This window comes from Paenibacillus sp. sgz302190 (assembly GCF_059820445.1).
In genome coordinates, this window is record NZ_JBZYAO010000038.1 from 20,347 (window position 1) to 40,503 (window position 20,157).

Here is a 20,157-nt window from a genome sequence, read left to right on the forward strand (position 1 = left end):
CCGTTTGCTCCGCTCGCGTTCAAACCCCAGCCCGATCTGCCGTTCCATGCAATCCCTCCTCTTTCTGCTAGGCGAAACCCGCTTCGCAGAGCGTTTTAATCGTAATGGATTTTGCGGTCCCAGCCGAAAAACTGCAGCGAAGATACGATCAGCAGCAGAACGACCAGCACGACCGTCATCGCCGCCCCCATCCCCTGATCGTAAAAGCTGAACGCCGTATCGTAGATGTAGTACAGGAGCAGGCTGCTTGCATTGTCCGGCCCGCCTTTGGTCATAATCCACAAATGGTCGACAAGCTTGAACGCATTCGTAACGGCCACGACAGCCACGAACAGCGTAGTCGGCATCGTGAGCGGAATCGTAATGCGCCGCAGCACGCTCCAGAAGCCGATGCCGTCCACGGAAGCGGACTCGTACAAATCTTTAGGAATTTGCTGCAAAGCCGCCAAATAAAAAATCATGAAATAGCCGGCTTCTTTCCATATCATCATGACGATCATCGCCCCCATGACCGTGTCCGGCTGACCGAGCAAGCTGACTTCCTTGCGGCTGACCCACGAGGCGAGCTGCGCCAGCAAACCGAACCGGGGCGTGTAAAGGAACAACCAAATGTTCGCTGCGGCAATCATCGGGATCATGTTGGGATAAAAGTAGGCGACGCGAACGAGGCTCCGCCCCATGACCGCCTTGTCGGCGAATAACGCCATCGCAAAGGCGAGCGCCATCGAGGTCGGCACCGTTCCGAGCGCGAACCACAAGTTATTGACGAACACTTTCAGAAAGACGGGATCTTTGAGCAGGGCGGCGTAATTGCCTAACCCGTTAAAGAGCGGCGTCGGCGTCGCCAAATCTTTTTGAAACAGGCTGAGCCACACGGTTTTGCCGATCGGATAATAGGTGAACAAGCCGAGAAACAGCAGAGAAGGAAGCAGCAAGCTCCAGCCCAATCCGTTGCGTCTCATCCTCTCGCTCCAAATTGCGTTCACTTGGGACAATCTCCTTTCATATTGCAGCGCCCATCGGAAGAGCGAGTGTGTCGCGCTATCGATGGGCCGCATGTTTCGCCGAGCTGTGGCGATTATTTATTGAATGGCGCAAGTGCGCGTTCCGCTTCTTCCTGGGCTTTCTTCAGCGCACCCGCCGGATCGATCGTTCCCGACAAGGCAGCCTGAATCTGGTTCGTCAGCGCCGTCGACACTTTACCGTGATTGTGCGTGGACAGTTCCGCATGCGCATATTGCAGCTGATCGCGGGCGACAAGCGCCTGCGGGAAGCCGGCTGCGTACTTTTTCATCAGATCGGTTTCGAAAGCGGATTTGCGCACGCCCACATAACCTGTTCCTACGCTAAACTGCGCTGCTTGCTCCGATTGCGTCATGAACTTGACGAATTCCCAGGCTGCGGCCTGCTTTTTGGCATCGGTATCTTTGAAAATGTACATGTTGCCGCCGCCGGTCGGCGAACCGTACTGCTTTTTCATTGGCGGGAAAGCGACGCCGAATTCGAATTTGGCATTATTTTTCACATTGGTCAAATTGCCGCTCGTATGGATCATCATCGCCGTTTTTCCTTGGATGAAGTCGGTCGGCACCGTCGCCCAATCGATGATTCCTTCGGACATCACCTTGTGCTTGCGGGACAGATCCACCCAGAATTGCAGCGCCTCCTGATTTTCCGGCGTGTCGAACATCACTTTTTTGCCGTCCTGGGACATCAGGTTTTGCTTCGGATCGGTATGGTTTTGGAACGCGAACATTTGCAGCATCCAATAGGAATCGTCATTTCCCGGAATTTCCAGACCCGCATGTCCGTCCCTTTTCAGCTTTTTCGCGTATTCGATCAGATCGTCCCATGTTTTCGGCGGTTGCTCGGGATCGAGTCCGGCTTGCTTGAACATTTCCTTGTTATAGTACAAAACGATCGTGCTCCGCTGGAACGGAATGCTGTACGTTTTGCCCCCTGTCTGGGTATCTTCGACAAACGCCGGGTAAAAATCGCTCATATGGATATCGGGGTCTTTGGCGATGAAATCGTCCAGCGGAATAATCGCATTGGAGTCCAGCATGCTGTAAAGCTCCGTCGACATCATCACGGCTACATCAGGAGGCTGCTTGGCCTGGATGCCGGACTGGATTTTGATCGTATTGTCTCCGTAGTTGCCGGTATAGACCGGCTTCACCTTGATATTCGGATGAGTTTCCATGAACTTGTTGGTCATTCCGTCGATCACTTTCATGACCGGACCGCCCACATTGACAGGATAATAAAAGGTCAATTCAACAGGATCGTTCTTCGCCTTGGCGCTTGCCTCCGAGGTCGCCGCCGCCGATGGCGTGGGCTCGGATTTGCTTGACGCCGTGCTTGCCGTCGTGCCTGCCGACTGTCCGCAGCCCGCCAGCAGAGTCAAACCGACAGATGGCAGCAGCAGCCATTTCAAGTGCTTTTGCATGGATCATTTCTCTCCTTTTTCGTTATCCGATTAAGAATGGCGCACCTTTCACTTTCAGTATAAAAGCGGAGAGAACGATTGGACATGACAGAGCTTGACCGTTTGTTTATCTATTTCAAAGGAGTCGGCACGCCGGGGGCAGTTTGTTGCGAATTTGTAGAGGGGGCGTAAAATAGGGTTCGGCAAACGCGCCGATTTATCATCTTCGGACGAAAGGCTTATCAAGTTAATGCTCGTAGCGGGACGGCGAAACGCCGCGCACTTTTTTAAACATCCGGGTAAACGAGCTCAAATTTTGATAGCCCAGCCTCTCGGAAATTTCGGTCAGCGGCAGCCCGTTTCTCATCATCATCATGGCCAGCTCCGTCTTTTCGTGCAGCACATATTCGGTGAAGCTGGAATTCGTTACTTCCCTGAACATGCGGCTCAAATAGGAATGGTTCATATGAAACGTGTCGGCGACGTCCTGCAGCGAAAATTCCCTGTGCAGATTCGACTTGATATACTGCTTGATTTGCAGCACCATTCCGGCTTTATCGTCCTGAGCATAGCTGTCGGCCAAAGCTTGCTCGATCCGGTCGATTTCTTCCAGGGACAGATGCAGCAAGTCCTCCAGACGGACTGCGGCATTCAGCCGGTCGACCAGCTGATAGTTGGCAATCCGCGAAGCTTCGGCAATCGTCTCGCAGGCGGTCCAAATGCGGAACAGCATTTCGGTGAACATGTTTTTCACCGTATGGGGGAATAGATACGGGGGATGCGTCAACGCTTCGCACAGTTTGCGGGCAAGCCGGCGGATGTCGGCGAATTGCAGAGCGGTCAGGCTCGAGTACAGCTCCGTTTGAACGGCCAGCACAGGCTCTGCGATCGCTTCGCCGATCAAATCGCTGCCGGTCAGCACATCACCAAGCCGGTCGTAAAATTCGAGCTGGAGCAGCCCGCAAGCCTGGAGATCGTACAGCCGCCAGTCGTAAGGGTCCGTAAAAGCGTCGCTAACGGCGACCGTTACCGCCGCTCCCAGCCTGCGCTCCGCGTCTTCTTTCCATCGCCTGATTTCACCGGCGGCCACAGAACCCGCGAAAATAAGATGCAGCCGACGCTTGTCCCGGTCTGCGACAGCGCCCAGACAGCGGCCCGCAAAATGGCCGGCCGCATGCCGTTCGAGCGCCTCCTCATGATGGAGCCGCTCCTCCTCCGCTGCATCCGCGCCCAGCTGGACAGCCCATGCCTGGAAGCTGACGGCCTGCAGCGCCGAAGCGAACTCCCGCAGCTGCGCGTCCGAGCTGGCCGCTTCCGGCTTCGGCAGCGTGCCGTTCAGCCAGCTTTGGGCGAACCGTTGTCTGCGCAGCGACGGGTCTTCGCCGGCTATGTCCGGCTCGCCGCTTCCAGCCCGCTTGAGGCGCAGCTCCAAAGCCATATTTTGTAAAATTTGGCACAGCTCATTCATATCCAGCGTCGATTTCAGCAAAAAATCCGACACTTGCAGCTGAATCGCATTGCGGGCGTATTTGAAATCCTGCTGGCAGGTCAAAATAATGAACTTCGCATCTTCGCGGTGCTTTTTGGCAAATTGAATAAACCGCAAGCCGTCCATTTTCGGCAGTTCGATATCGACCAGCACAATATCCGGCATGTGCCTGACGAACATTTCGTACGCTTCGGCCCCGTCGGCGGCTTCGCAGACCAGCTCCATGCCGAGCGTGACCCAGGGGATGGACTTTTTCAAACCGAGCCTCACCAGCACTTCATCCTCGACAATCATGACCTTCATAGCCGTCCGCCTTCTTTCTCTTCGCTAATGATTAAGGGCAGCCGTATCTCGACCCGGGTACCTTCGCCCGGCCGGCTGTACACTTGAATGCCGTAACCATTCCCGTATTCCAGGCGAATCCGTTCCTGCAAGTTCAGCAGGGTGATCCCCTTGGTCCTTGTCCTGCGCTCCTCGCCGCTCGCCGGAAGCAACAAAGACGGAAGTGTCTCCCCGCCGATGCCGTTGCCGTTATCCTCGATCCGGATCGTCAGCGTGCCGTCAGACGCATGCACCGCGATGCCAAGGCACGGCTGCCCTTTAAACGGCGCGGAAAAGCCGTGAATAATCGCATTTTCCAGCAAGGGCTGAAGCGTAAATTTGGGGATTTGCGCAGCAGCGGCCCGCTCATCCATATCCAGCCGAACTTCAATCCGCTGCATCGAGCGCATTTCTTGAAATTTGACGTATTGCAGCGCATAGTCCGTCTCTTCCTCTACTTTGCTGAACAGATCGTGCGACCTTTTCAACGTGTAATCGACCATTCGCGTCAGCGCCATGATCGCATCGGCCATCTTGGCATTGCCGTGCAGCACAGCCATAAAGCGCAAGGAATTTAACGAATTGTGCCAAAAATGCGGCCGCATTTGCTCCTGAAGCACATGCACCTCCAGCCTTCTTTTCTCGCTTTCGCCCGTCTTGATCATTTGAATTTGCGTCTGAATCTGGTTGAAAAATTGGTAAATCCCCTGATTCAGCGTCTCAAGCTCCTTGAATCCTTCGTATTCGTAGCGCGCCGGAGTATCGCCTTTTCCCGCAATGCGTATGATGCCGGACATCCGTTTGACAGGGAGCAAGAGCTTCGCGTACAAAAAATAACCGAACGTTGCCAGCAGCAGCACGGAAAAAGCCGTCGTAATGACGGTCGTCTGCCATACGCTGCTGCTTTCGGCCTGCAGGGAACCTAGGGGTATGATCGAGAGCGTCTGCCATGCCGTCGAAGGAATTTGCTTGTAAATATAGTAGTAGTCCTGACCCTCTATGCGGATTGTGCCGGAGCCCGATTCCTCGCCGTTTTTGCGGATCAATTCGTCGATGCTTTTCCTGTCGAGCGATTTCAGATAGCCGGAAATTTCCGCCGCCGACCGGTTATTTTCAAACAGCACCTTGCCGTCCGACGAAATAATCAGCACCGCGTTGAGCGGGTTGATGCGCACGGTATCGAGCAGCGTTTCGATGGCCGAGCCGTTCAGCTTGACGGTTAAAGTTCCGAGCGAACGGTCGTCCTGGAGCAAATTTTTGCTGATGTACAGAGCATGCGGAAAGGCGCTGTAATGAAAATCGGCGGTTACGTCGGCATTGATAAAGCTGTTGTTCAAATAAGCGCGCGACCCATACCACGGAAACGAAGCGAGCGTTTGCCTGAATTTCTCCTCTTCTTCCGGATCGATAGGCGGATACGCGAACACGCGATTCCGGTCGGTCAAAATTTGAATATACAAAGGAAGGCGCAGGCGAAAAAAATTCAAATATCCCTCGATTTCTTCTTTGGGCACATCCTGGTCCTGCCGGATTTTGCCGATCAGGTCCGGTTTGAGCGACAAGGTGCGGGCAAAATCGTCGATATAGTTCAAGTAATTAATAATATTTACGGATAGCCCGTCCATTTTGTCGAAAATAATTTGGTTGTATTGTTTTTCGATTGTCGTTGTCGATTGTTTGCCAATAATGTAGCCCTGCGAGGCAATCAGAAACAGAACCGTGTAGGAGACCGTAACGAAGACGAGCATTTTCCATCCGCTGAAAAGACTTTTGAATCGATGCTTCCGCCGCATGTTCCATACCCCTTGAGCAATCAGGCTTTTTATGAACATTATAATGGATTCCCGTCGCGATTCGGCGAATATGCATTGTATAGATTATGTAAATACAAATAAAAAAGAGACCCGGGCATGACTGCCGGATCTCCGCTGCTGTGTTACATATTTTTGGCGATTCCGGATTCGACGGACGCCTTGTCCCCTTTTTGCAGCAAAAAAATGATGGTGCCGATACATCCGCAAACCGATGACGCTATCAACAGCCCGGCGACGGGCACCTGGCTCGACAGCCCCGTGCTGAGTAACGGAGCGATCGTCCCGCGAATGCCGAAAAGCATCAAATGCATGCCGAACACGACCGCCTCCCGCCCCGGCGTGACCCGAAATACGTAAGCGAGAATGCCGATATCCCAGATCGCGTCGCCGATCCCCTGGATGCCGCTGCCGATAATGACCGCAGGATAGTTGCCGAAAATCCCGTACAGCAGCGGCACGACCGTGTAAGCTCCGAGCCCGTAAACGAGCGTCTGCTTGGGGCTGAACCGGTCGATCGCCCACCCGACGATAAAATAAGCCAGCAGCAGGCATGTATAGTACGAAATCCGCGCAATGCCGATCTCCGTATTGTTCAAATGCAGCGTCTTGACCTGGATGATCTGGTACAGCGGGCTGGCCAAAATATTGCCGAAACCGGCAAGCATCGTCGCCCCGAAAAAATAAAGCAGCTCCCGGTGTTCCTTCACCAGCTTGAACTGCTCCCGGATGGACGAGCTGCGCGGAGGGCGCTTTTTGACCGGGCCTATTTCCTTGACCCGGGCCAGGGAAAGAATGGACAGCACCCCGGTTACGGCGGAAACGATCAGCGGCCCGCTCGGCCCCGACTTGTCCGTCCAGAAGCCGATAAAATAAGCGAGCGGAATCATCAGCGCCCCCATCGCGACGCGAACGTAGCCCATCAGCCTGCCCCGCAAATCCGGCTGGTACATGCGCGTCACCAGCGCAGCGTAAGCCGGCGCCTGTATGCCCATTAAAAGCTGAAAGACGATGGCGGTCACCACATACACTGTCGGATGCCCGAAAAAAGCCGGAAACAACAGAAGCAGCCTCCCGATCAAACTCGGAAGGATGACAAACGGCTTGGGGCTCGACTGCTCGATCCGCGACGCCCAAATCGGCGAAAACAGCAGGCCGATCGCCGGAGCGGCAGCCAAAATGCCGACCTCCAGGTTGGTCGCCCCTTGCCGGATCGCAATCGGAATATAAAACTGATTGAAAACGACATTAAAGAGACTGAATAAAGTGCCGGCGCCGAAATCGCAGTAAAAGTTGTATTTCGTCTCCGGGGTCATGTGCAAGCCTAATTTTTGAAGCACGCTGTTAGCCATCGTTAGCCAGTCTCTCCTCCGCTTGAGAGCGAATATTTCGATATGTTGTTGCCATGCCATCTATTATAGCCTATAAAGCGGAAAATTTGTTTAGCGTTTTCAAAATAAAAAAACCACCCCGCGGGTGGTGAGGGAAGCCTCCGTGCCGCTGGGCGGCGCAAAAGCGCAAGGCCGGAGCCGGCGGCATATCCTGCCTGGTTGCGCAGGATATGCCTGTAAGAGCCTCCGTGCTGCTGGGCGGCACCCATGATGATAAAAGGCATAAACGCACACGGCCGGAGCCGGCAGTCATCTTGTCTGGCAGCGTAGGGGGAAATTAGTGAAAGTGCTGTGCCGGTAAAGGAACATTTCTGCAAATGTCAGGCTTTTCATCGGATACAGGGGCTCTGACTCGGTTTTACTGAAATTGCCGCACTATCCAGGCTGTCCAGAAACCCACACGTCAGCGCCGACCGCACAATCTGCCTCGTTGCCCGAAGAAAACCTGCAAAAGTGCAGTTTTTGCTCAACGAATGCGCCGTCCACGAAAAATTCCTGCAATTGTGCAGGCTTTTCGCCGCGAACATGAGCCCAGGCCCGTTTCAATCGAAAATTCCTGCACAATCGCAGGCTTTTCTCCAAAATGTACCACTTTTGCAGAAAAAGCCTGCACTTTTGCAGGCTTTCTACTTGCGGAGTCGCCATGCCACCCGCTCCAGATCCTCAGCCAGAACAGAAGAGGCGTGTCCACTTCAGCGCCACAACCCGTGCAGGGGAGGCGCGGATTGTGGAAGATCGGCTGTACCACCTCCGGTTCCTCTAACCTGCCACTTTATCCACAAGCTGATTTTCGGGGGTTTACTGCCACTCCATGATGTTTGCCGTTTCCCGGCGTCTTTCTTCTCCAAGCAGCTTGCTTACAACGTACAAAGACATATCGATCCCCGCAGATACACCGGCGGACAAAATTATTTTTCCGTTATCCACATACCGGACATCTTCCAATATTTGCGACGATTTCGGGGCCGCTTCCCGCAATTCGTCCATTGCCAGACGGTGCGTCGTAAGCTTCAATCCTTCCAATAGGTTCGCTTTGGCTAAAATTAAAGCCCCGGTGCACACCGACAAAACAAGCTCCGCTTGACGCGACGCCTCGCGAATCCAATCGGTAAGCGTCTCGTTATGCATTTCTTTTCGCGCCCCCCGGCCGCCGGGTACGAGCAAAATATCAGGAGGCGGACAATTGCGGATCGTATACCCCGGGGTAACGCTCAAGCCGCCCGATGCGGCAACGGGTCCCTCCTGTTCGGCCACCGTATAGACCCGGAAGTCTTTCCCTCTGCCGCTTCCTGTTGTAAACACTTCGAACGGGCCCGCAAAATCCAGCACTTCAACCCCCTCAAAAATCAATATCGCTACGTTTCTTGCCTGCCGTACCTGCTCCATAGGCTCATCTCCCCTGAAAATAATAAAAAAAGCATCCGGTCAATGACCGAATACTTTGCCCAGGCGTACGGCTTATAAAGGCTGTGCTCCCTCGTGGTACTCCACGTTTACGCCAGTAACACGCCCAAAAATTTCGATGAACTATTCATATCAGAAATTTCAGATAATTACAACCTATTTTCAAAAATCCGCTCTCGTCCCCTGCCGGCCAGCCGGTTCTCTCTGCGCCATCTGTCTGAAATAGTCCGCTGTAAATTCGCGGAATCTTGCCGCAGCTTCGGTGAGATACTTGTCTTTGGACCACGACAGCCAAATCGTGCGTTCGCATCTCGGCTCTTCGATCCGAAGCAGCTCGACGGCCGAGCCGGTCGCTCCTCCCCAGGTCACGGAAGGGATGAAGCCGACGCCTTGTCCGGCCCGAATCAATCCGCGGACCGTCGCAGGGTCGTCGCTTTCGAAAATGATGCGGGGGGCAAATCCCGCCTGCCGGCACAGCGCGTCCGCCGTTTCCCGCAAGTTTTTGCCCGGCCGCAGGCTGACGAACCCCTCGTCCGCCGCTTCGCTCAGCCGGATTTTTCCGCGGCTTTCCAGCCGGTGGCCGCAGGGCACCGCAAGAAAAATTTCCTCCGTAAGCAGCGCTCTGCTCTCCACGCCTTGAATGGGCACGGGCGAAGAGGACAGGCACAGATCGAAATCGGAGCGCATCGCCGCGAGGGAAGCATGCTGCAGCAAGTGAAAGCCGATTTGCGGATGCTTTAGCCGGAAGGAAGCGAGCAAATCCGGCAGCAGGTGCGAGCCGACCAGAACGGCAAGCTCGATGCTGCCGCCGGTCTCCCCCGACATATCCCGAATCTCCCTCTTCCCGTCCTCCAAAGCCGCGATGGCGGTGTCCACTTTTCGGAGGAACGCTTTGCCATATGCGTTCAAACGAATATATTTTCCGGTGCGGTCGAACAGTTTGACATCCAAATCTTTCTCCAGCGCGGAAATCATTTTGCTCAGCGCAGGCTGCGGAATGCGAAGCTCCGCCGCCGCCTTCGTCATATGCTCCAGCCTGGCGACGGTTTGAAAATATTTTAGCTGAAGCAGCTCCATGGCAACCCCTCATCTATTCGATATTGAATATAATTCTTATACATAATTATATATTATCCGATATGTATAGACTACCTGTATACTATTTTCAAAAGGATACACATACAGGAGTCTGTCCGATGTCGGTCAGACTCCTAGTACCCCGAACGAGGAGGATGCGGTATGAATCAAACGATACATGCGCAAGCGGCGCGCTCCTGGACGACGCGGCGCGACGAAAAAGCGCGGAGGCTGCGGCAGGCAAGCCGGCTGATGGAAGGGCGACTGCTGCCGACAGGCAGCATCGTGGAAGCGCTCGAAGCGCTGATTTTGCCTGGCGACAGGGTCGTGCTGGAAGGAAACAATCAGAAGCAAGCCGCGTTTTTGTCCGAAGCGCTTGCCAAAGTCGATCCCGGCAAAATCCACGGCCTGCACATGCTCATATCCAGCATCTCGCGGCGCGAGCACCTCGATATTTTCGAATATGGCATTGCCCGGAAAGTCGATTTTTCCTTTTCGGGGCCGCAGAGCCTGCGCATGTCCCAAATGGTCGAGGACGGCAAGTTGGAAATCGGCGCGATCCATACTTATTTGGAGCTGTACGCCCGCATGTTCGTCGACCTCATTCCCGACGTTGCGCTCGTCGCTGCGGACAAGGCGGACCGGCACGGAAACCTGTACACGGGGCCGAATACGGAAGAGACGCCGGCGATAGTCGAAGCGGCGGCCTTCCGTAACGGGATCGTGATCGTGCAGGTCAACGAGATCGTCGATGAGCTGCCGCGCGTCGATATTCCGGCTTCCTGGGTCGACGTCGTCGTCCCCGCCGACAAGCCTTATCCGCTGGAGGCGTTGTTTACGCGCGATCCTCGGCAAATTACGGACATTCAAATTTTGATGGGCATGCTGGCCATTCGCGGCGTCTACGAACGCCATCAGGTGCAATCCCTGAATCACGGCATCGGCTTCAACACGGCGGCTATCGAACTGCTGCTCCCCACCTACGGCGAATCGCTCGGACTGCGCGGCCGGATATGCCGGCATTGGGCGCTCAACCCGCATCCGACGCTCATTCCGGCGATCGAAAGTGGCTGGGTCGAGAGCGTGCACTGCTTCGGCGGCGAGGTCGGCATGGAGGCGTACGTCGCGGCGCGGCCGGACGTGTTCTTCACCGGCCCCGACGGCAGTCTCCGCTCCAACCGCGCCTACTGCCAGATGGCCGGACAATATGCCGTCGATCTGTTCATCGGCTCCACGCTGCAAATGGATGCGGAAGGCCATTCTTCCACCGTGACGTCGGGCCGGCTGTCCGGTTTCGGGGGCGCCCCTAACATGGGGCACGACCCGCGGGGGCGGAGGCACCCGACGCCCGCCTGGCTCGACATGAAAACGGCGGACCATCCGCTCGTGCGCGGCCGCAAGCTTGTCGTCCAGATGGTCGAAACGTTCCAGCGCGGGGGCATCCCCACTTTCGTCGAATCGCTCGACGCGATCGAAGTCGGCCGGAGCGCCGGCTTGCCGCTTGCGCCGGTCATGATCTACGGCGACGACGTGACGCATGTCGTCACCGAAGAAGGCGTCGCTTATGTGTACAAAGCACGGAACCTGGAGGAACGCAAGCTTGCCATCGCCGCCGTCGCCGGCGTTACTCCGCTCGGGAGAATCCACGATTACGCGCTTAACGATCAGCTGCGTGCGGACGGGCTTGTCGCGTTCCCGGAAGATCTGGGCGTCCGCCGCACCGATGCCAAACGGTCGCTGCTCGCCGCGCGAAGCGTCGAGGAACTGGTCGGCTGGTCCGGAGGCTTGTATGAGCCGCCGGCCAAATTCAGGAGCTGGTAAATGATGAAGCTCACCTGCACCTGTCATTTACCGCAGCCGGCGCCGGCGGAAGCCGATGAGCTTGCCGGGCTGGCCGTCGCCGCGCTCATCGAGGAAGCGGAGCTGACGCCGAAGCCGGGCCTCGTCGACCGCAGCGGCCCGGGCGCCCACGCCGATCTGCACATCGGCTTGATGATCCGCTCCGCGCATTCGCTCCGCGAAGGCTTCGCGCTGATGGCCCGCGCCGCTTGCGGGCAAGCTCCCGGCCAGCCGCTTCGCGAACGGCTGGCGCAGCTCGGGCGCGACGCGGAAGCGCGGATGATGGCCGCCACCGGCGGCATCAACACCCACCGCGGCGCGATCTGGGCGCTCGGCCTGCTGACGGCGGGAGCGGCCATCGCCGGGCGGCGCGCCGCGCCGGAGCGAATCGCCGCCATCGCCGGCGAAATCGCCAAATACCCGGACCGCTTCCATCCCCCGCGCGAATCGAACGGAAGCAGAGTCCGGCAGCGGTTCGGGGCGGCGGGGGCCCGCGGAGAAGCCGAGCAGGCTTTTCCGCATGTTATCGAGGCCGCCTTGCCGGCGCTGCGGGAAGCCCGCAGACGGGGCGTGCCGGAATCTTTGGCCCGCCTGGACGCGCTGCTGGCCGTCATGAGCCGGCTCGACGATACGTGCCTGCTGCACCGGGGCGGCATGGAAGCGCTCCGGGAGGCGCAGCAGGGCGCGCAAAACATCCTCGCTGCGGGCGGAACGTCCGCTCCCGAAGGGTGGTTTCTCTTGCAGAGGCTGGCCGAAACGTGTGTCCGGCTGCGCATATCCCCCGGAGGCAGCGCGGATCTGCTTGCCGCCGCTTTGTTTTTGGACAGTCTGGAGCGGATGGCTTCCGCTCCGGCCGACGGACTGCGGCCCACGGCTGTGCCGCTCAATCACTAACGGAGGTGTACGAAACTTGGAGACGCTGAACTTTCAATATGATGCTGCGCGGAAGCTTGCCGCGCGGGCCCACGTGGGAGCCGTCGGATCGGGAGATTTGGAAATATTGGTAGAGCCTTCCGCCGGCTTGCATGCGCACGTACGGATCCGTACGTCGGTGCAAGGGTTTGAAGAAACGTGGAGAGCCGTGCTCGATAAATTTTTTTATATGCATCCGATTGCGGCGTCCATACAGATTAACGATTACGGCGCAACGCCCGGCGTGGTCTCGCTGCGGCTGGCCCAAGCAATCGAGGTGTTGGAACGATGAATGTGCGCACGCAAAAAGAGACAAGCTTTATCGAGCTGAATGCCCGCGAACGCGCTCAAGCGCTGCTTGACGATGGAACGTTCAGGGAACTGCTCGACCCGTTCGAACGTTTCGAATCGCCCCATCTCGCAGCGCAGGGCATCGTTCCGCAAAGCGATGACGGGGTTGTCGTCGCCCGCGGAAGTTTTGGCGGCAAGCCTGCCGTCGTCATTTCCATGGACGGCGCGTTTCAGGGCGGCGGCGTTGGTGAAGTGGCCGGAGCCAAAATGGCCGGAGCGCTGGAGCTCGCGCTGCGGGATTGCCGGGACGGCAAGCCTGTGCTGCCCGTGCTGCTGCTGAATACCGGGGGCGTGCGCCTGCAGGAAGGCAACTACGGGCTGCTGGCGATCGCCGAGATCGGTGCCGCCATTGTCGCGCTGCGCGGGTTCGTGCCGGTCGTCGGCGTCATTCCCGGTTTGATCGGCTGCTTCGGCGGGATGTCGATCTGCGCTGCGCTGTGCAGCCGGCTCGTGATGACGAAGCAGGGCCGGCTCGGGCTGAACGGGCCTGAAGTGATCGAGCAGGAAGCGGGGATCGCCGAGCTGGATGCAAGCGACCGCCGCCTGATCTGGCGAACGACGGGCGGCGAGCAGCGGCAAGGGACGGCGCTTGCCGATATGCTCGCCGACGATACGGCGGAAGCGGTCCGCAGGGCCGTCGGGGAATCGTTCGGCCGCGGCATTCCGCCCGTACACCGAAGCGCGGATGTGGAGCGCTTTCTGGGCAAGCTTGCCGCAATCGATCCCGCCGTAAAAATCGGCGGAGAAACGCTGCGCACGCTGTGGGGAACGGAAAGTACGGCAGCTTCCGGCGGCTCCGTCGCGTGGTTGGAGCAAAGATGGAGCGAAACCGCGGGCAGTTCGGACAGCCGCGGACGAACGTGGTTCGAGCGGTTGTCCGGCGCTTCGCGAAGCCCGCTCCCCGGCGCTCCGGCGGTGCTTTGCGCGGATGCGGCGCTCGGCAAGGAACGCGTCCGCTACATAGCGGTCGCGCCGAATCCGAACAGCCGGTTTCCGCGGGCCCGCAAAGGCGAAGTCGGCATCGACGAAGGCTGGACGCTAGCGCGGCATATTCGCGACGCCATCGAGCAGGACGCCGGCGGGCATAAGCGCGCCATCGTCGCCATCGTCGATGTGCCGAGCCAAGCCTACGGCTACATGGAGGAGCTGCTCGGCATCCATCTGGCCTGCGCGGCGGCCGTCGACGCCTATGCATCGGCGCGGCTCGCCGGACATCCGGTGATTGCGCTGCTCGTCGGCAATGCCATTTCCGGCGCTTTTCTGGCGCATGGCCTGCAGGCTAGCCGGATTCTCGCTCTGGACGACCCGGGCGTCGTCGTGCAGGTCATGTCCAAAACATCGGCGGCGCGCGTCACCCGCAGAACGGTCGCGGAGTTGGAGGAAGCCGCCCGAAAAGTGCCGGCGACCGCCTACGACATCAAGTCGTTCGCTTCGCTCGGCGCCGTGGACGAACTGATCGGCGGCATTCGCGCGGACGCTCCGGAAGCGGACGATGTGGAGCGCGTCCGCGGCCTGCTGGCGGACGCTATCGCGATCGTCCGCACCGGGGACGGCGGTCTGGGCGGCCGCCTTGCTTCCGACGCAGCCCGCACCGGCCGGGCCGCTTCGATCCGCGTACGTGAACGCATGGCTGCGCTGTGGAACTGACGCCGCATGACATTGTGCGCATCCGTCCCGGCGCACTCGCCCGCGGCGCAGCGGTACCGGAGCTTGCCTGGGTCGAAGCATCGCTGGCAAGAGCACCCTTTGTCGTCGTCCGCCGGGCCGCCTGGCTGCAGGGGGCGGCTCCGGTCGGCGTGCGGGGGCGCAGGCGGAACGAGCGTTATGCCGCCTTTTTGCCCCTTGGCGACGCCATCGAAAGGATAACGCCGCAGCAGCTTGCGGCAAGCAAAGCATGGCGGAGCGCTCCCCGCTCCGGGCTCGTGCCGGCCATCGCCGCGCTGGAGGAGGCGGACGTTTTTTTCACAGGGCTGGGCGCCGCATGGGGACCGGCGGGCAGCGTCGGCTTCGAGCTGGCGAGCGGCGCGGAAACCGCCGGACCAGGAAGCGACCTGGATGTGACGATTCGGGCGGATGCCCCGTTGTCGGTTAAGGAAGCATGCGGCTTGCTCCGGCTGCAGGATGTGCTGCCGGTTCGCCTCGACATGCAGATCGAAACCCCTTATGGCGCTGTGTCGCTGATCGAGTACGCCCGCGGAGAGCGCCAGGTGCTGCTGCGGACTTTCGAAGGGCCGTGGTTAACGGCCGATCCCTGGTCGCCGCAAGCGGATAGGAGGATACGATGAGCATCGTTTTTTTGTTTCCCGGACAAGGCTCGCAGCACGCGGACATGCTGCATTGTTTGCCGGATCATCCGGCTGTCAAGGCTGTATTGGAAGAAGCAAGCGAGGTGCTGCGGCTGGACGTGCTGTCCGTGGACGATGACCGGCATCTTCGCTCCACGGTTTGGGTGCAAATCTGTTTGCTCGCGGCCGGGGTCGGAGCCGCCGCCGCGCTGCAAGCGGAAGGCATCGTGCCGGACATGGTCGCCGGGCATTCGGTCGGGGCCTTCGCAGCCGCCGTCGCCTCCGGAGCGCTGGCTTTTGACGATGCGCTGACTCTCGTCAAACTGCGGGGGGAATGCATGGAGAGCGCATATCCCGGGGGCTACGGGATGGGCGTTATTACCGGCCTGACGGAGCGCAGGCTGCTCGCTTTGATCGGGCAAGTTTCTACGCCCGAAGCGCCGGTCCATATCGCGAATTTGAATGCCCCTTCCCAAATCGCCGTCTCCGGCAAATTCGCAGGCATTCAAGCCCTTTTCCAAGCGGCCGGATCGGCCGGCGCGCGCAAAGGCGTCATGCTGCCGGTAAGCGTCCCTTCGCACTGCCGGCTGCTTGACTCCACCGCCGCCCGGTTGGCCGAAGCGCTGGACCGGATCAGCCTGCGCCGCCCTAGCGTGCCGTATGCCGGAGCCCGCCGCGCGCGGTTATTGACGGATGCCGCCGCAATCCGGGACGATTTGGCTTTCGGCGTCGCCCATCCGGTGCGCTGGCATGACACCGTCTCCCTGATGTTCGAACTGGGAGCCCGGCTGTTTGTGGAAATGCCTCCCGGCCATGTGCTCTCCGACCTTGCCAATCAGGCCTTCCCCGAAGTGCGAAGCGTCGCCTTGGGCGAAGCCGGGCATGAGACGGTCAAGCTTTTGGCCGGCAGGATTTTATAGGGAACCGCGAGCTTCGATTGGAGAATTTTTACTGTACACTTCGTATCGGCTCTTTATTCAACGATTTCGTTTTAACCGCATGCGTCGCGGCATGAACCAAGTTGGAGGCGATCAATCCGACCAGGAGAAATGAAATGCCGCCGTATGTCAGATTCCATGCGATGCTGACGATCGCCGCGAACACGCCGAACCAGATTTGTCCCGCATATTTGCCGGGAGAGGTAGGCGGGTCTGTAACCATCAAAAAGCTTAAAAACAAAACGGCGTTAATGAACGGAGGCTGGTATAGTTCCGCAACTTCGCCGATATGAAATATGCCGAGCGCCAGCAAAATCGTAAAGTACGCGCCTAAAAAAGAAAACGCCTGCGGAAATTTGTTCGCCTTCCCGGCAACCGCAAATCCGATTACAAGCATGATGCCCACAGCCCAGACGGGCAGATCCGTCAAGCTTCCCCACCAATCCTCGCCGCTTGAAAATACGAAGACGGACAACAGCAATCCGAATGCCGCCGGGTTAAAAACAGGCTTGCGCTTCACCCGCAATATATGCTTGGATACGATCGCGAACAGCGAAGTTGCCAAAGCGATATACCAAGGCTCCTTTACGCTCAGAACGAGAGCTATGATCAACCCAGTAACGATAGCTCCGTCCGGAAACAGGCGCTTCCTTTTTTGCAGCAAGCCGACCCACACGTCGACAAGCGCGGCGGCAAAAATTGCGACGCCTGCATGGAGCAGCCCTTGGTACTCTCGCGTATAAGCAATCTCCAGGCCAAGCAGAAGGCACAGCATGAGCATGACAAATCCTTTGGGCGTGTTCCATATGCGTATTGCTTTTTTGCCGGTATCCCGGGCAGATTCGGTCTTTCTCATAACCGTTCATCCTCCACTCTCTATACTTGCGCTTGCTTCAGCGCTACTTGTACGGCTTCGATAAAATCTTCCGAACTCCGGGTGGCCCCGCTGACCGTATCGACAGCGGCGCTTTGCAGTTCAACGACTTGACTTGGCAGCGAATCGATATAGCGCTGAGGATAACGGGTTTTGGATTCCGTGATGACGACGGATGAGATTTTACCTTTAACAATCGAAAGGCTCACCGCGACTGTGCCAAAACGGTTCGTACCCGAACCGGTATAAGTTCCGTCCTTATATTTGGATGCCGCTTTGGCCGGAGCTGTCGGTTTGGGCGGTTCGGCGGACGCTCTCGGTACCGGCTTTGTGGTTGGAGTCGAAATCGGGGCCGGAACCGAACTCACAGTCGAAGTCGAGGCCGGAACGGTAGAGGGCTGCATCGTTTTGGAAGGCTCCGGCGTTAAGCCTGGAGTCTCTTCGGCGGTCAGCCCCTGCGCAAACGCAGATGCTGAGTAAGAGTCAGACGTTGACGGCAGGACCGTTTGCGCCGGCGGCTGGTTGATCATGTAACCGGCGGAGTAGACGATGCCGATTGCGGTCGAACAAAGAGCGACCAGTTTTTTTCCCATTCGTGCCATATCAACAACACTTCCTTTGCTTTCTTGTCTACCGCATACTTTACGGCACGAAAGTGAAAACAAAGTGAAAAAAGCTACGGTCCAAACACGAATTCGAAGCGGCTCCCTTTTCCAGCTTCACTCTCGACATGGACTGACGCCCGGTGCTGCCGCAATATTTCCGCTGCAATGGACAACCCTAATCCCGCTCCGCCAAATTCCCGGGACCGCGCTTTATCCACCCGGTAAAACCGTTCAAAAATGTGCGGCAGCTCCTCCCTGGACATCCCGATCCCCGTATCCGTGACCTGCAGAACCGCTCCGGCATGTTTGCCTCTATGACACGCGACTGTAACCTCTCCCCCTGCGGAGGTGTATTTAATGGCATTGTCCAGCACGATCAAAACCAATTGCCGCAATTGGTCCTCGTTTCCTTCGATTTGAACGGCCGCTTCTTCCTTATGGGAGAGGTCCATATGCAAATAAATCTCTTTTTTTCGCGCCAATGTCTGCATCGCTTGAACCGCCTGGGCCGCTATTCGGGCCAAATCGACCGGCTCCTGCCTGTAGACCGACACTTTCGCATCGCTGCGGGCCAAAGTCAGCAAAGATTCCACCAGCCGAATCATGCGCTTCACTTCATCCTTCAAGCCTGTCAGAACGCGCTGTTCAAAATCGGGGAGAGCTTCTTTGCACTCTTCCAGCAGCTCTACCGAAGAATGGATGACGCTAAGCGGCGTTCTCAGTTCATGCGAGGCGTTAGTCGTAAACTCGACTTGCCGAAAAAACGAATTTTTTATCGGCACTATCGCTTTTCCGGCAAAAAAATAACCTACAACGCTGGCAACCGTCAGCAGCACTATCGAAAAAACGGACAATAACAGCTTCATTTGCCCGATCAATAGGAGATCGTCGGAAATGTTCACGGCTACCCAATAAGTTCCGCCGGAAAGGCTCAACGTGTTCGTGCTTGCTAAAAAAGTTTCTTTAGTCCCTCCGTCGTCGAGCTGAAAAACGTCTCCTTGCACCCCCAAGTACTGCCGGTTCTGGGCCCATTGCAGCAGTTGAGCTCCCATGGCCGTAAAAGCGGTGGGCGAAGCCGACGTCTTTCCATCGGGAGCTACCAATACGGCAAGCTCATCCGATTGCAGGAACGCCCATTCCATGTTTTTCGTTTCGTGCCCGTCCGCCTTGTCGCCGCGTGTTTTTCGCTGCTCTTCCACCCGGTGCTCCCATTGACGGTTCATTTTATCGTGCACGTTGGCCAAGTGAATCCGCTCGTTCTTTTGCAGCGTCTGCTGCAGGATGAGGTAATAAATAACGGTAACGACGATCAAGATTACGGCCAAAATGCCGCCGAACAGCAAAGTCAATCGCTTTCTCGTTCGCTCGAACACGGGTCCCCTTCTCCCCCTTTCGCCAGCAGGCGGTACCCGAGTCCCCGCACATTGTGAATGAGCTTGTCCGGGAACGGATCGTCCAATTTTTTGCGCAGCAGCTTGATTGTCGCATCGACAGCGTTCAAAGTGATGTCCGCATCCATTCCCCATACCCGGTCGAGCAGCTGCTCCCTGCTTAATATTTGTCCGTGATGGTTCGCCATGAACGAGAGCAATTGAAATTCGCGCCGCGAAAGCATGACGGGAACACCGTTTCTATACACTTCATGGGTTGTCAAATGGACGGCAAGCGTATCGCCGAAAGCTTTGACTTCCCCTTCCCAAGCCGTTTCCTTCCTCCGGTACAACGCGTTCAGGCGCGCGATCAATTCCTCGAAATCAAATGGCTTGACCAAATAATCGTCCGCTCCCGCATTCAGTCCCTGCACCCGGTCTGAAACGGCATCGCGCGCAGTCAGCATCAGAATCGGCGTCTGATTTTTTTTCATGCGTATTTCCTTGCACAGCTCCACGCCTGTTTTCCCAGGAATCATCCAATCCAAAATGTAAATATCAAACGGGTATCTTTCCATAAAATCCGCCGCAGCATCCGCATCCTGGGCCCATTCCACCCGGAACAGCTGTTTTTTCAGCTTATATTGAATCAACTCGCCAAGCTTCCTGTCATCTTCAACGAGCAAAATATTCATGTCTATCCCCCCCATTTGCAACGTTTAGCGGAAAACCTGCAAAAGTGCAGGATACGGAGAAACCCAGACGCCCGAGCCAGTCGCATAACCTGCCTGGTGTCGCGAAGAAAACCTGCAAAAATACATGAATTTGCGTTCTTAATCGCTGCCCGCGAAGAATTCCTGCAATTGTACAGGCTTTTCGCCGCGAACATGAGCTCAGACCCGCTGTAATCGAAAATTCCTGCACTTTCGCAGGCTTTTCGCCAAAACGGACCCTTTTTGCAAAAAATTCCTGCACTTTCGCAGGTTTTTCCTGCAAAGCCGCCTCGCCCCCCCACTTCAGTTTCGTAACCCATACAGGAGATGCATGTGTTGCGGAAGAGCC

General features: G+C 57.2%; 18 protein-coding genes and 1 riboswitch. Of the genes, 6 read left to right on the forward strand and 12 right to left on the reverse strand.

All coding sequences use genetic code 11. From position 1 onward, the window contains the following. Positions 1 to 95 precede the first annotated feature (95 nt). The 7 genes from AC6RNO_RS29455 to AC6RNO_RS29485 form a co-directional block, all read right to left on the reverse strand. Positions 96 to 962, reverse strand: a complete 867-nt coding sequence (locus AC6RNO_RS29455; RefSeq protein WP_488436806.1) for a carbohydrate ABC transporter permease — start codon at positions 960 to 962, stop codon at positions 96 to 98. Positions 963 to 1,078: 116 nt separating this feature from the next. After that, positions 1,079 to 2,449 carry an extracellular solute-binding protein gene (locus AC6RNO_RS29460; RefSeq protein WP_497107664.1) on the reverse strand — a complete coding sequence of 457 codons (1,371 nt, stop codon included), beginning with the start codon at positions 2,447 to 2,449 and terminating at the stop codon, positions 1,079 to 1,081. Positions 2,450 to 2,675: 226 nt separating this feature from the next. Beyond that, complete coding sequence (locus AC6RNO_RS29465; protein ID WP_497107665.1) at positions 2,676 to 4,220, reverse strand: response regulator; 1,545 nt, start codon at positions 4,218 to 4,220, stop codon at positions 2,676 to 2,678. Continuing rightward, positions 4,217 to 6,070 (reverse strand): cache domain-containing sensor histidine kinase, encoded by a 1,854-nt coding sequence (locus AC6RNO_RS29470; protein ID WP_474681073.1) that lies wholly within the window; start codon positions 6,068 to 6,070, stop codon positions 4,217 to 4,219. The genes AC6RNO_RS29465 and AC6RNO_RS29470 overlap by 4 nt, the downstream gene beginning before the upstream one ends. 104 nt (positions 6,071 to 6,174) lie before the next feature. Then, the gene (locus AC6RNO_RS29475) at positions 6,175 to 7,401 is read right to left on the reverse strand and encodes an MFS transporter (protein WP_497107666.1); all 1,227 of its coding nucleotides are present in this window, start codon (positions 7,399 to 7,401) and stop codon (positions 6,175 to 6,177) included. Between the two features lie 837 nt (positions 7,402 to 8,238). Continuing rightward, positions 8,239 to 8,826 (reverse strand): DJ-1/PfpI family protein, encoded by a 588-nt coding sequence (locus AC6RNO_RS29480; protein WP_497107667.1) that lies wholly within the window; start codon positions 8,824 to 8,826, stop codon positions 8,239 to 8,241. Positions 8,827 to 8,876: 50 nt separating this feature from the next. Continuing rightward, positions 8,877 to 8,956, reverse strand: a riboswitch (ZMP/ZTP riboswitch). A gap of 50 nt (positions 8,957 to 9,006) precedes the next feature. After that, positions 9,007 to 9,921, reverse strand: coding sequence for a LysR substrate-binding domain-containing protein (locus tag AC6RNO_RS29485; protein ID WP_497107668.1), 915 nt, complete (start codon positions 9,919 to 9,921; stop codon positions 9,007 to 9,009). A 162-nt stretch (positions 9,922 to 10,083) separates the two neighbouring features. Here AC6RNO_RS29485 and mdcA point away from each other — a divergent pair, with 162 nt between their 5' ends. The 6 genes from mdcA to mdcH are packed head-to-tail and all read left to right on the forward strand — an operon-like array spanning position 10,084 to position 16,228. Next, a complete protein-coding gene (mdcA, locus tag AC6RNO_RS29490; protein ID WP_497107669.1) occupies positions 10,084 to 11,742 on the forward strand; it encodes a malonate decarboxylase subunit alpha in 1,659 nt (552 codons plus the stop codon). 3 nt (positions 11,743 to 11,745) lie between these two features. Then, positions 11,746 to 12,654: a triphosphoribosyl-dephospho-CoA synthase gene (locus AC6RNO_RS29495; protein WP_497107707.1), complete on the forward strand. Its 909-nt coding sequence runs from the start codon at positions 11,746 to 11,748 to the stop codon at positions 12,652 to 12,654. A 16-nt stretch (positions 12,655 to 12,670) separates the two neighbouring features. Beyond that, the gene (locus AC6RNO_RS29500) at positions 12,671 to 12,964 is read left to right on the forward strand and encodes a malonate decarboxylase subunit delta (RefSeq protein ID WP_474681079.1); all 294 of its coding nucleotides are present in this window, start codon (positions 12,671 to 12,673) and stop codon (positions 12,962 to 12,964) included. Next, a complete protein-coding gene (locus AC6RNO_RS29505) occupies positions 12,961 to 14,670 on the forward strand; it encodes a biotin-independent malonate decarboxylase subunit beta (RefSeq protein WP_497107670.1) in 1,710 nt (569 codons plus the stop codon). The genes AC6RNO_RS29500 and AC6RNO_RS29505 overlap by 4 nt, the downstream gene beginning before the upstream one ends. Further along, a complete protein-coding gene (locus AC6RNO_RS29510) occupies positions 14,661 to 15,308 on the forward strand; it encodes a malonate decarboxylase holo-ACP synthase (protein ID WP_497107671.1) in 648 nt (215 codons plus the stop codon). The genes AC6RNO_RS29505 and AC6RNO_RS29510 overlap by 10 nt, the downstream gene beginning before the upstream one ends. Further along, the gene (gene mdcH, locus AC6RNO_RS29515) at positions 15,305 to 16,228 is read left to right on the forward strand and encodes a malonate decarboxylase subunit epsilon (protein ID WP_497107672.1); all 924 of its coding nucleotides are present in this window, start codon (positions 15,305 to 15,307) and stop codon (positions 16,226 to 16,228) included. The genes AC6RNO_RS29510 and mdcH overlap by 4 nt, the downstream gene beginning before the upstream one ends. A gap of 28 nt (positions 16,229 to 16,256) precedes the next feature. Here mdcH and AC6RNO_RS29520 read toward each other — a convergent pair whose 3' ends face one another. The 5 genes from AC6RNO_RS29520 to AC6RNO_RS29540 all read right to left on the reverse strand — a co-directional run bounded on the left by AC6RNO_RS29520 (position 16,257) and on the right by AC6RNO_RS29540 (position 20,091). Continuing rightward, complete coding sequence (locus AC6RNO_RS29520) at positions 16,257 to 17,102, reverse strand: RnfABCDGE type electron transport complex subunit D (protein ID WP_497107673.1); 846 nt, start codon at positions 17,100 to 17,102, stop codon at positions 16,257 to 16,259. 20 nt (positions 17,103 to 17,122) lie between these two features. Further along, positions 17,123 to 17,722, reverse strand: a complete 600-nt coding sequence (locus AC6RNO_RS29525; protein WP_497107674.1) for an FMN-binding protein — start codon at positions 17,720 to 17,722, stop codon at positions 17,123 to 17,125. A gap of 74 nt (positions 17,723 to 17,796) precedes the next feature. Continuing rightward, on the reverse strand, positions 17,797 to 19,098 hold the full coding sequence (locus AC6RNO_RS29530) for an ATP-binding protein (protein ID WP_497107675.1): 1,302 nt from the start codon (positions 19,096 to 19,098) through the stop codon (positions 17,797 to 17,799). Further along, positions 19,071 to 19,790: a response regulator transcription factor gene (locus AC6RNO_RS29535; protein ID WP_474681085.1), complete on the reverse strand. Its 720-nt coding sequence runs from the start codon at positions 19,788 to 19,790 to the stop codon at positions 19,071 to 19,073. The genes AC6RNO_RS29530 and AC6RNO_RS29535 overlap by 28 nt, the downstream gene beginning before the upstream one ends. Beyond that, positions 19,771 to 20,091 carry a hypothetical protein gene (locus AC6RNO_RS29540; protein ID WP_497107676.1) on the reverse strand — a complete coding sequence of 107 codons (321 nt, stop codon included), beginning with the start codon at positions 20,089 to 20,091 and terminating at the stop codon, positions 19,771 to 19,773. Before AC6RNO_RS29540 ends, AC6RNO_RS29535 begins: the two co-directional genes overlap by 20 nt. Between the last annotated feature and the right edge of the window lie 66 nt (positions 20,092 to 20,157).